This is a genomic window from Cupriavidus sp. 2KB_3 (assembly GCF_052115685.1).
Lineage (GTDB): Bacteria > Pseudomonadota > Gammaproteobacteria > Burkholderiales > Burkholderiaceae > Cupriavidus > Cupriavidus campinensis.
Genome location: NZ_JBFRHD010000010.1, coordinates 84,747 through 96,822, shown reverse-complemented (window position 1 = coordinate 96,822; position 12,076 = coordinate 84,747). Strand labels below are relative to the sequence as shown.

Genomic DNA, 12,076 nt, shown 5'->3' with positions numbered 1-12,076 from the left:
GGCGGCTACTTCGCCGCCGCCTGCACGTTCACGGCGACGGCCTGCGTGTAGACGGCCTTGATGCGGTCGCCCTTCTTCACCTCGGCCAACTGGGCGGGGTCCTCCACCATCAGGTCCATGACATTGCCCTTGGGCCCCTTCACCGTCACGGTGTGCTTGGACGGGCTGACCGCCACCACATCGGCCACCACGGTTACCTCCTGACCAATCACGCCGCCCGGCTTGGCACCCGCCGCCGAACGCTCCTCGATGGGCTTGGTTTCCATCGACAGCGGCCCGCTGCCCTTCTCCAGCTTCAGTGTCAGCGCCTCGCGGTATTCCACCGCCACCTTGTCGCCCACCTTGAGCTGGTCGAAGTTGCGCGCCTCGGGGCCCACGGCCAGGTCGACGACCTTGCCCGTGTGGGTCTTCAGCGTCACCGTGCGCGTGGGCGCGTCGATCTTCGTGATCGTTGCGTTCACCTTGGCGGTGCCCGTCATCGTCGCCGTACCCGGCGCCCGCGTGACATCCACCTTGGTATCCGGCTGGGCCTGCGCCGCGCCTGCCATGGCCATCATCGCCACTATCACCAGCACTCGTTTTTGCATGTCATCACTCCGTTGTGGATGCCTGATCCCGGCGCCCGGCTTGCGGGTTGCCGGCCGCGCGCAGCGGCCAGCCGGCGCCGAGCGCCTTGTAAAGCTGCACGATCTGTCCGAACTCGGTGCCGCGCAGGCTCGACTGGTCGATCTGGGCCGAGAACAGCGCGCGCTCCGAGTCGAGCACCTCCAGGTAGCTGGTATAGCCGCCCTCGTAGCGGTCGCGCGCGAGCGCGGCATAGCGCGCCAGCGCATCGACCTGCGCGGTCTTCGCCGCGAGCTGGTCCCGCGTGCGCTGCACGCCCACCAGCGCGTCCGCCACCTCGCGGAACGCGGTCTGGATGGCCTGCTGGTAGCCTTGCAGCGCCTGCCGCTGGCGCGCCTCCGCCTGCCGGACATCGCCGGCAATGCGCCCCGCGCTGAAGATCGGCATCGCCACCGATGCGCCATACGACCACGTCTGCGCCGCGCCCACCCAGAGCCCGGAGAGCGCCGTGCTGGCCGCGCCGAACAGCCCGGTCAGCGTGATGGTTGGAAAGTACTCGGCCCGTGCCGCGCCGATCTCGGCGTTGGCGGCCACCAGTTGCTGTTCGGCCTGCAACAGGTCGGGGCGCTGCTCCAGCAGGTCGGACGGCAGGCCGGACGGAATCGTCGGCGGGCGCAACTCGCCAATCGGCAGGCCGCGCGGCATGGCGCGCGGGTTCTCGCCAATCAGCACGGACAGCAGGTTCTCCTGCTGCGACACCAGTTGGTCGTAGAGCGCAACCGAGGTCTGCGCCGATGCGTACTCGGACTGCGCCTGCGCCACCTCCACCTCGGACACCACCCCGCCCTCGAAGCGCTGCCGGAACAGCTCCAGCGCCCCGGCCCGGCTGTCCAGCGTGTCGCCGGCCACCAGCCGGCGGTTGTCCAGATCGCGCAGCGTAACGTAGCCCGAGGCCACGGCCGCCACCACGCTGATCTCCACGGCGCGGCGCGCCTCGTCGGACGCCGCCCACTGCGCGCGCGCCGACTCGGTCAGGCGCCGCAGCCGGCCGAACAGGTCGATCTCCCACGAGGCGAACACATCGGCCTGCACCTGGTTGAACGGATTGCCCACCGACGACAGCGTGCCGCCGCTGTTGCTCAGGCGCTGCCGGCTCGCGGCAGCCTCCACGCCCACCTGCGGGAACATCAGGCCGCGCGTGGACATCACGCGCCCGTAGTATTCGTCCACGCGGGCCGCGGCGATCAGGATGTCGCGGTTGCGTTCCAGCGCCTGGGCGATCATCGCGTCGAGCACCGGGTCGCCGAACTGGCCCCACCATTGCGGGTCGATGGCTGGCGGCGCGGGCGTGGCGGCCGTAGCCGTAGCCGTAGCCGTAACCGCAGCCGAGGCCGGCGGGGGCTCCGCAAAGCGGTAGGTCTCGGGCACGTCCACGGCGGGCCGCTCGTAGTCCGGCCCCACCGCGCAGCCGCCTGCCATCAGGGCACCCACCAGGGCGCCCACCGAGACGCCGGCCAGCGCCCGCCAGCGCAGGCCGCTGCTCATGGCGGGTCTCCCCGGCGCACCGGTGCGGCCGGCGCATCGGCGGGCGGCTCCAGCCCCGGTTCCGGCGGATGGCCCGGCGCCGGCTGGTCCGGCACCTTGCCGGCGGTGCGGCGCTCCAGTGCCCAGAAGAACATCGGGATAAAGAACACGGCGATCACCGTGGCGCCGAGCATGCCGCCAATCACGCCCGTGCCCAGCGACTGCCGGCTCGCCGCCGAGGCCCCGCTCGCGATGGCCAGCGGAATACAGCCCAGGATGAAGGCCAGCGAGGTCATGATGATCGGCCGCAGCCGCAGCTTGGACGCCTTGACCGCCGCGTCGTAGGCGCTCAGCCCCTCCTTGATGCGCATCTCCACCGCGAACTCGAAGATCAGGATGGCGTTCTTGGCCGCCAGCGCAATCAGCACCGTCAGGCCGATCTGGAAGTAGACGTCGTTCTGCATGCCCCGTATCAGGATGGCGACCAGCGCGCCGAACAGCGCGAACGGCACCGCCAGCAGCACGCCAATCGGCAGCGACCATTTTTCGTACTGCGCGGCCAGGATCAGGAACACCATCAGCAGCGCGAAGGCGAACACCATGGCGGCCGTCGAACCGGCCTTCTTCTCCTCATACGCCTGCCCGCTCCACGCGTAGCTGTAGCCTTCGCCCAGCACCTCGGCAGCCACTTCCTCCATGGCGGCCAGCGCCTGCCCGGAGCTGTAGCCCGGCGCGGCGTCGCCGGTGATCTTGGCGGCCGGGAAGTTGTTGAAGCGGGTGACGAGGTCCGCGCCGGCCACATAGCGCGAGGTGGTCACGGCCTTGATCGGCACCATGTCGCCATGGGTATTGCGCACGTAGACCTTGTCGAGGTCTTCCGGGCGCGAGCGGAACTGCGGCTCGGCCTGCAGGATGACCTGGAACAGCCGGCTGTTCTTCGGGAACTGGCTCACGTAGAGCGAGCCGAACATGGTCTGCAGGGCCGAGTACACCTGATCGACCGGCACGCCCTGTGTCTCGGAGCGCTCGCGGTCCAGGTCCACCAGCAGCTGGCGCGAGCGCGTGTTGATCGTCGTGCTCACGCTGCGCAGCTCGGGCCGCTGGCGCGCCTTGGCGATGAAGGCCCGCGCGCGCGCCTCCAGCTGCTGGTAGGTGCCGTCGCCGGTGCTTTGCAGCCAGAACTCGAAGCCGCCCGTGGTGCCCAGGCCGGGGATGGACGGCGGATTGACCGGAATCACCAGCCCCTCGCGCCAGGTGGAGAACTCTCGGTTGGCCTTGGTGATCAGGTCTTCGGCGCTCTCGCCTTTGCCGCGTTCGTGGAAGCTCTTCAGCGTGATGAACAGCGTGCCGGCGTTGGACTTGTTCTGGGAGTCGATCAGGCTGTAGCCGTCCGGCGTGGCCACCGACTTCACGCCCGGCTGCGCCGCGAACCATTGCTCGGCGCGCTTGGAGAGATCGCCGGTGCGGTCCAGGCTGGCGGCATCCGGCAGCACCACCGCGCCGAACAGGTAGCCCTGGTCCTCCACGGGCAGGAACGACGACGGAATGCGCATGAACAGCAGCACGCTCACCACGATCAGCGCCACCACCAGCATGGCGGAGATGAACACGCGCCGGATCACCAGCTGGATGCTGCTGCCGTAGCCTTCCACCATGCGGTCGAAACTGCGGTTGAACCACTGGAAGAAGCGGTTCTTCTTGTGCGTGCCGGGCTTGAGCAGGATGGCCGCCAGCGCGGGCGACAGCGTCAGCGCCACAATGCCCGACAGGAATACCGACACCGCCAGCGTGATGGCGAACTGCTTGTACAGCTGCCCGGTGATGCCGGAGAGGAAGGCCACCGGGATGAACACGGCCAGCAGCACCAGCACGATGGCCACCACCGGCCCGCCCACCTCGTCCATGGCGTGCTTGGCGGCGATCTTGGGCGGCATGTGGAACTCCACCATGTTCCGCTCCACGTTCTCGATCACCACAATGGCATCATCCACCACAATGCCGATGGCCAGCACCATCCCGAACAGCGTCAGCATGTTCACCGAGAAGCCAAACGCCGACATCGCCATGAAGGTGCCGATGATCGACACCGGCACGGCCAGGATCGGCACCAGCGTGGCGCGGAAGCTCTGCAGGAACAGGTAGACCACCAGGATCACCAGGATCACGGCGTCGCGCAGCGTGTGCACCACCTCGGTAATCGACTCCTGCACGAACTCGGTGGTGTCCAGCGCCACCTCGTACTCCAGCCCGGGCGGGAACGACTTCTTCATGGTTTCCAGCGTGGTGCGCACCTGCTTGGCCACGTCCAGCGCGTTGGCGCCCGGCTGCTGGTAGACGGCCATCAGCGTGGCGGTCTTGCCCTTGAAGCGGCTGCGCAGCGAGTAGTCCTTCGAACCCAGCTCGGCCCGGCCGATGTCCTTGAGCCGCACGATGGCCGCGTCGCCCGAGGCGGCGCGCAGGATGATGTTCTCGAACTCGGCCGGCTCGGTCATGCGACCCTTGGTGGCCACCGGGAAGGTCTGCTTGACCGGCCCGTCAGTCGGCGAGGAGCCGATGCGCCCGGCCGAGAACTGCTCGTTCTGCGCCGCCACCGCGTTCTTCACGTCCTCCACGGTGATGCCGAGCCGCGCCATGCGGTCCGGCCGCAGCCAGATGCGCATGGCGTAGTCCGGCGTGCCGAAGATCGCGGCCTGGTTGGCGCCGGGAATCCGCTTCAGCGCGTCAAGGATGTAGATGTTGGTGTAGTTGTCGACGAAGGTCTGCGGATAACTGTTGTCCGGCGAGTAGACCGCGATGACCATCATGAACGCCGACGACCGCTTCTGGACCGACACCCCCTGCTTGGTCACCGCGTCCGGCAGCGTGGGCAGTGCCAGGTTCACGCGGTTCTGCACGTCCACCTGGGCCAGCGACGGATCGGTACCGATCTCGAAGTACACCGTCAGCGTCATGTTGCCCGTGGACGAGCTGGTGGACGACATATAGAGCATGTTGTCCGCGCCGTTCACCTGCTGCTCGATCGGCGCGGCCACGTTCTGCGCCACCACCTCCGAACTCGCCCCGGGGTAGGTGGTGGTCACCGTGATGCTCGGCGGCGTGATGTCGGGGAACTGTGCCACCGGCAGGTTGAACATCGCCACCAGCCCGCCCACCACGATGATGATGGACAGCACCGATGCGAAGATCGGCCGGTCGATGAAGAAGTGCGACAGCGTCATGGCGCGGCCTTCCCGCCGGGCCCGGGCTGGGCCGCCGGCGCCGAGGCCGAAGCCGGCTTCGCCGCAGCCGGCGTGGGCCGCACCGGCGCGCCGGGCGCGAGCCGTACCGTGCCGTCCACGATCACCACGTCGCCCTCACGCAGGCCGGAGCGCACCACCCAGTTGCCCTCGGTCCACTCGGCCACCTCGATGGCGCGCGACTGCGCCTTGTTGTCCTTGTCCACGGTCCAGACCGATTCGCCGCGCTGGCCCTGAATCACCGCCTCCTGCGGCACTGTGATGGCACGCGTGCGCTGGGCGCCGATCACCCTCACCCGCACGAACTGGCCCGGGCGCAACTGGCCATCGCGGTTGGCCACCTCGGCCCGCACGAGGTAGGTGCCGGTCTCGGCACTGAACGAGGCGTCCGCGAACGCGATACGGCCCCGGCTCGGATAGATGCTGCCGTCGGCCATCACTACCTCCACCTCCAGCGCGCCGCGTTCGGGCATGCGCAGCGCGCCCGATGCCTGCTGGGAGCGCGTTTGCAGCACCTCGTTCTCGGAAAGGCTGAAGTTGACCCACATCGGGTCCAGCTTGGCCACGTAGGTGAGCAGGCTGTTGGTGGGATCGATATAGGAGCCCACCTGCTTCTTGGCGAAGCTGGACAGCCCGTTCACGGGCGAGGTGATGGTGGTATAGCCGAGGTTCAGCTTCGCGTTGACGACGTTGGCCTTGGCCTGCTCGACCGCCGCCGCCGCGGCCTGTTCCTGGCCGACGGAGTCGTCCAGGTCCTTCTGGCTCAAGGCGTTCTTGGCGGCCAGCGGGCGCACGCGGTTCAGGTTGGCGCGCGCCGTGGTCAGCCGCGCCTGCTGTTGCGCCAGCTCCGCGTTGGCAGCGGACAGTGCGGCCTGGAATGGCTTCTGGTCCATACGGAACAGCACGTCGCCGGCCTTGACCAGCGAGCCCTCGGTATAGGTGCGCTGCTCCAGGAAGCCGTTCACGCGGGCCCGGATCTCCACCTGCTGCGAACTCTGCGTCTCGCCCACGAACTCGAAGTTCAGCGGCACGTCACGCAGCGTCACGGTGATCACGCCCACGTCGGTCACCGGCGGCGCCGCGGCCTTGCGCTCCTCCTTGCCGCAGCCCGCGGCCAGCACCAGCGCCGCCAGCAGCGTCACTCCCCCTCGGCTGATCCTGCTGCGCATCGCGGTCTCCCATCCACACATGCCACGCCCACGCCATGCAGTGGGCGCTTCTCGACCTAGCTTGTGCCGCGCCGCAATCATTGGCAATTGGACCAAGGGCCACCCCGCCTCAGGCCCGGGGGGGCGGGATCAGGGCGAGCAGCTGGGACGCGATGAACGGCTTGCGCAGGTAGCCCAGCGCGCCATTGGCCAGCGCGCGGGTGCGGGCCTCGGGGACGTCGTAGGCGGTGATGAAGAGCACGGGCAGGCCGATCGGCATCAGCCGCTGCTGCACTTCCAGGCCGTCAATATCGGACATGCAGACATCGAGGATGACGCAGTCGGGGCGGTAGCCGGGGTCGGCGTGGAGCCGCTCCAGCAGCGTCAGACCGCTGGCGTAGGTGTCCACGACGACGCCGGCGGCGCGCAGCAGCCGCGCAATCGCGCGGGCTACGGCGTCGTCGTCATCGACAATGACGACAAAGGTCTCGGTAGGCCCCATAGATTGACCACAGGTTGACCATCGGCAGGATCGGCAATCGCGCAAGCATCGCTCCTGCTCGTAGCCTACGAGATGCCCCGCCCGCGCGATATTGGGCCATGGTCCCGCCCATGCGGCGCACCATGCCACGGGGGAGCCCCCGCCTACACCTGCCTTCACCCGTATGCGTCGGGAGCGTTCAGGTTCAGATCACGCTCAGGCCCCGGCGCCCGCACCGGCGCGATGCGGTGTTCGCGCGGCGGCCACCGCGGGCAGGCCGAGCTTGTCGGCCATGCGCACCAGTTCGGCCAGCGAGCCGACCTCGAGCTTGCGCATGACGCTGGCGCGATGGGCCTTGATGGTCTTCTCCACCGTGCCCAGTTCGCTGGCCACCTGCTTGTTCAGACGGCCGGTGACCACCCAGGCCATCACCTCGCGCTCGCGCGGGGTCAGGCGCTCCAGCCGCTCGCGCAGGCTGGCCATTTCCTCATGCTCGAGATGGCGCGCCACGGCGCAGCGGCAGGCCCGTTCGAGCGACGCCAGCAGCGCGTCTTCCTGCACCGGCTTGAGCAGGAAATCCGTGGCGCCGGCGAGCATGGCCAGGATCGTGGACGGGACATCGGCATGGCCCGTGACGAAGATGACCGGCAGCTCGCCGTCGAGCCGGCGCTGGAGCGTGATACCGTCCATGCCCGGCATCTGGAGGTCGAGCATCACGCAGGCCGGGCCCGGGTCCGCGGCGCGGGCGTCGAGAAAGGCCCAGGCATCGCCAAAGCCCACCGCCTGGTAGCCGTGCGCCTTGACCAACCGCACCAGCGCGCGCACGACGCCCGGGTCATCGTCGACGATATACACCGTGGGAACGTGTTCGCTCATGGCGCTATCCCTTGAAAGACGATTCGGCCATGGCATGCCCGCGCGGCATGCGCACGCCGCGCCGTGTGGGCATGCCCTCCTGGGGCAGTGAAAACTGGAATGTCATGCCACGGTCCGCGTTGTTCCACGCCTCCAGCGTGCCGCCGTGGCGCGCGGCGATGGCGCGGCTGATCGACAGCCCGAGCCCCATGCCCTGCGGCTTCGAGGTGACGAACGGCTCGAAGATGTGCTCAAGGTCGCCGGGGTCCACGCCGGCGCCGCTGTCGCGCACCGCGATCTGCACCATGCCGTCCTCCACGCGCGCGATCACCGTGACCTCGCGCGGGGTGCCGCTGCCGGGCATGCCCCGGTCCACGGCATCGCAGGCGTTGAGCAGCACGTTGAGCAGCAGTTGCTGGATCTGCACCGCATCGCCATTGACACGCGGCAGCGGTGACGCCACCTGCCGGGTCAGCACGATGCCGCGCCCGAGCGCGTTGCCGCGCACCAGTGCCACGGCCTCGTCGATGGCGGTGCCGATGTCCAACGGCCCCAGCACGCGGGACTCGCCCTTGATCAGCGCGCGAATCTGCCGCACCGTGGCACTGGCGCGGCACGCTTCGTCGTTCACGTCCTTGAGGATCTCGCGCACCTCGTCCAGGTCGATGACGTCGGACGCCAGGTACTGGCGCGCAGCCTGCGCATTGCTGACGATGGCGGTCAGCGGCTGGTCGAGTTCGTGGGCCAGCGAGCCGGCCAGCTCGCCCATGCTGGAGAGCCGGGACGAGCGCATCAGCGAGGCATAGTCGGCATCGGGGCCGTTCTCGCCGCGCCGCCGCAGCCGGCCGGGGCGCTGCGCCGGCGGGCGCGCACGTGGCGCGGTGCGCCTGTGCGGCAGCACGCGCCACAGCGCGTCCGCTACCAGGCACCCAGCGGCCACGCTGGCCAGCGCCAGCAGCCAGGTCGGACCATGCGGCAAACGGGGGGATCGGCTCATGCGGTCTCTCCGCGTGGCTCGGCTAGATGTCGAGCTTGCCGATCTTGGTCCCTTCCAGCGAGAGATTCGCCATCAGGCCAGCATTCGTCACCACGAAGGCGACGATCGGCGCGCGCGCCGTGTTGGTATCGATCTGCCCGTTGGCGCCGATCTTCGCCAGCGCGACCGAGCCGTCCACTCCGGCCGTCCAGCCCTTGCTTTGCTGGAAGCCCTGCAAGGCCTCCGGCGTCATGAACATCATCACCAGCATCTTGGATTGCGCGCCGGCAATCAGCCCGAACGCCGCGGTGGAGGTGCGGTAGTAGCCCGCCGGCTGGCCGGCAACGCGCAGCACCCCCTCGCCGTACTCGCCGCCGACACCGAGCCCGGCGGCGATGATCTTGGGAAAGACGAGAATCCCGCTGGCCTTGCTGGCCAGTGTCTGCGCGCCGTTGACCGAGCCATAGAGACGGTTCAGCGCACCGTCGGCGGCGGCGTCGATTTCCTTGCGCTTGTTGGCGTTATCCGAGGAGGAACCGGATGTGGTGGTGCATGCGGCGTTGAGACCGGCCAGAGCGGCCACGCCGAGCAGGGACGTGAACGAGCGACGATTCATGGCAATTACCCCCTGGAGCCTGTGCGTCCATGTTTTGCTGATTGCGCGGTGTGCGCGTACTGCGCCCGGATATACGTTGCGCTGCACCCCGGTAACGGCCAGGAATCGTCAAGAAAGACGACAAAGCGAATTCGCCAGATTCGTGATCTATGTATGGTTCGGCTTTCACATTAGTGGGCAGCTTACGCAATTGCAAACCTTACCTGCACTTGGGCGGCGCCGACACGTGGCGGCGCCGGGGTGCTCAAGGTGACGCCTTCACCCATCCCGGGCCCGGATCGAAGCGGGTCATGGCCTGCGCGCGCGCCGCGCTGTTGGGGCCGAGGTCGGCTTCGTACACCTGCCCCTCGTGGTTGACCATGAAGCTCTTGATGCCGGTGTCGCCATATCGCACGGGCCACGCCACGATGGCAAAGCCGCCGAACAGCCGGCCGTTGACCACGTAGTCGTACGCACCGCCCGGCGCCGCCGGTCCTTGCGCCGTCAACAATTTATAGCGATAGCCGTGGTAGCCGTCCTGCGTGGTATTGCCCTTGCCGGCGGCCAGGAAGGCCGGCCCCAGCGGGCTCGGCGGCTCGCCGCCGCGCGCGGGCCAGTACAGGCCGTCGCGCTTGCCCGGCGAGCTGGAGAGCTTGCCGGCATAGACCAGCACGCCGTCGCCGTCATGATCGACGCTCGCGTAGTCGCGCTGGGCGTCGCAGATGGCCAGCATGGTCTGCATCACGGCCAGCTCATTGCGCCCGATGCGGCGCACGCGCATCTCCTGCACGCCGGCCGGCACGTTGAAGTACCAGCCCTGCGCCGACTTCACCAGTGGCACCGGCAAGGTCCAGCCGTCGTTGCCCACCGCCACGTGGGCGCGGTCGGTGCCCTCGGGAAGTATCTTGTGCGACACACTCCAGGCGCTCAGGAAGCGGTAGCGCGCGTCCGCGCCAACGGGCGGGATCAGGCGCCGGTAGTCGGCACCTAGCAGGGTGCCCAGTGCGGCGTCGTCGCTGGTGGCCACGGCGTCGCCAAACGCCAGCATGGCGGCTTCGGGCGATGGGAAATGCCGCTGGCTGGCGGCCCACGCCGGGCCCGCCCATGGCCATGTCAAGGCCATTACGATGGCTGTCATGCCCGCCATCCAGCGGGCCCTTCCGGCAAGCCGCCCCTGGCGGCGCGTTGATCGCGCGGTCATCGTCTCCCCTTTTCAGCGCCTGCCGCCGCCACCACGGCCACCCCCACCGCCGCCACGGCCGCCGCCGCCGCCGCTGAAGCCGCCGCCTCCCCCGCCGCCACGGCTGCCCGCGTAATTACCGCCCCCGCCACGGCTGCTCGCCTGCCCGCCGCCAAAGCTCGATTGCTGCGCGCTGGCGCGGCCACGGTCCATGTCGCGCTGTGCGCTTTGCCCGCCGCCCACGCCCTGGAAGGCGTTGTCCCGGCCTGCCCCGCTGCCCGAGCCCATGTCGCCCCGGCTGCGGTCCGTGCTGAGGCTGCGGTCGCTGGCCTGGCGATTGCCGGCCTGCGCGCGGTCACCGGCACCGCCCTGGCGGTCGCCCCGATTCGCTGACCGATCAGAAGCTGTTGCCCGATCGCCGCCGACGCCATCGCGTCCGCCCTCACGGCCACCTTCGCGTCCGCCATCGCGCCCAGCCTCTCTCCCGCCTTCGCGCCCGCCATCCCTGCCGCGATAGTCGTTGCGGCGGTCCGCCCCGCCCGAATTCTTGCCGTACTTCTCGCGCGAGGCGTTGTCCCGGTACGCCACGCCCTGCCGGTGGCTGGCGTCGTGCTGCCACTTGCCGCCGCCCTGCACCTTGGTGCGGTCGAAGTTGCGGTCGATATTGGTGGCGCGGTTGACGTCGATATTCACGTCGCCGCCGCCCCAGTTGCAGCCACCGAAGATCGCGCCCGCCGCCGCCAGCCCCACGCCCCAGGCAAAGCCGGTGGCCAGCGCCGCGCCCGGGTAATAAGCTGGATAAGGCGGCCAGTAATACGGCGGATAGCTCGGATAGCCCCACGAGCCGTAGACCACGGTGGGGTTGTAAGCGGGCACATAAATAACCTGCGGATTGGCCGGCTCGACGCGGATGATGGTCTCGGAAATCGGCGGCGGCTGGCCCTGCACCGGCGCCGGCGCCGGCTCCACCATCACCTTCTGCTGTTCGTTGGTCTTGAGGTTGCCGGAGTCACGGGCGCGGGCGCGCAGGCGCTGCACCGCCGCCAGCACGTCGCGCTCCTGGGCCAGGAACGCGTCGCCCAGCTTCTGCGTCCAGTCCAGCTTGTCGCTCATCGGCTCCAGCACCTGCGGGAAGGCCACCAGCGACTTCACGCTGACGTCCCACGTCTGGTTCTCCACGGCCTTGACCGCGGCGTCGCCCTTTACGTTGGGATTGGCCTTGACCCAGCGCGCGGCATGCACGATCTCCAGCGGATACGTGGACGCCATCAGCACCTGGGAGAGCACGGAATCGGGATAGAGCGCGATGGGCGCGACGAGGGACTCGAGTTCCTCGGGCTTGAAGGTGGGCGCGGCGGGTGCAGGGGTCTGCGCCGCCGTGACGCCGGGTGCGGCGAACATGGCAAGCCACGCAACGGCGACCAGCACGCGCACGCAGGACATCAGTCGCTCGAGCCAACGAGCCATGGCTGCCTCCTCTCTCCGGGAAGCGGTTTGCAATCTCCGCGATGCCGGAC

At 69.0% G+C, this 12,076-nt stretch carries 10 protein-coding genes; all 10 read right to left on the bottom strand.

All coding sequences use genetic code 11. From position 1 onward, the window contains the following. Positions 1–5: 5 nt before the first annotated feature. The 10 genes from AB4120_RS12910 to AB4120_RS12865 all read right to left on the bottom strand — a co-directional run bounded on the left by AB4120_RS12910 (position 6) and on the right by AB4120_RS12865 (position 12,026). Entirely contained in the window at positions 6–587 is a 582-nt protein-coding gene (locus AB4120_RS12910; protein WP_149135295.1) for a DUF1344 domain-containing protein, read from the bottom strand. A gap of 4 nt (positions 588–591) precedes the next feature. Next, positions 592–2,109 carry an efflux transporter outer membrane subunit gene (locus AB4120_RS12905; RefSeq protein ID WP_149135294.1) on the bottom strand — a complete coding sequence of 506 codons (1,518 nt, stop codon included), beginning with the start codon at positions 2,107–2,109 and terminating at the stop codon, positions 592–594. Further along, complete coding sequence (locus tag AB4120_RS12900; protein ID WP_149135293.1) at positions 2,106–5,306, bottom strand: efflux RND transporter permease subunit; 3,201 nt, start codon at positions 5,304–5,306, stop codon at positions 2,106–2,108. The genes AB4120_RS12905 and AB4120_RS12900 overlap by 4 nt, the downstream gene beginning before the upstream one ends. Further along, a complete protein-coding gene (locus AB4120_RS12895; protein ID WP_441642328.1) occupies positions 5,303–6,493 on the bottom strand; it encodes an efflux RND transporter periplasmic adaptor subunit in 1,191 nt (396 codons plus the stop codon). The genes AB4120_RS12900 and AB4120_RS12895 overlap by 4 nt, the downstream gene beginning before the upstream one ends. 109 nt (positions 6,494–6,602) lie before the next feature. After that, entirely contained in the window at positions 6,603–6,974 is a 372-nt protein-coding gene (locus AB4120_RS12890; RefSeq protein ID WP_441642327.1) for a response regulator transcription factor, read from the bottom strand. Between the two features lie 195 nt (positions 6,975–7,169). Then, positions 7,170–7,829: a response regulator transcription factor gene (locus AB4120_RS12885; protein WP_149135290.1), complete on the bottom strand. Its 660-nt coding sequence runs from the start codon at positions 7,827–7,829 to the stop codon at positions 7,170–7,172. A gap of 4 nt (positions 7,830–7,833) precedes the next feature. After that, positions 7,834–8,805: a sensor histidine kinase gene (locus AB4120_RS12880; RefSeq protein ID WP_149135289.1), complete on the bottom strand. Its 972-nt coding sequence runs from the start codon at positions 8,803–8,805 to the stop codon at positions 7,834–7,836. 22 nt (positions 8,806–8,827) lie between these two features. After that, positions 8,828–9,400 carry a BPSL1445 family SYLF domain-containing lipoprotein gene (locus tag AB4120_RS12875; protein WP_149135288.1) on the bottom strand — a complete coding sequence of 191 codons (573 nt, stop codon included), beginning with the start codon at positions 9,398–9,400 and terminating at the stop codon, positions 8,828–8,830. Positions 9,401–9,644: 244 nt separating this feature from the next. Beyond that, a complete protein-coding gene (locus tag AB4120_RS12870) occupies positions 9,645–10,526 on the bottom strand; it encodes a DUF2950 domain-containing protein (RefSeq protein ID WP_149137464.1) in 882 nt (293 codons plus the stop codon). A gap of 66 nt (positions 10,527–10,592) precedes the next feature. Further along, positions 10,593–12,026: a DUF3300 domain-containing protein gene (locus AB4120_RS12865; protein ID WP_441642326.1), complete on the bottom strand. Its 1,434-nt coding sequence runs from the start codon at positions 12,024–12,026 to the stop codon at positions 10,593–10,595. Positions 12,027–12,076: the final 50 nt, after the last annotated feature.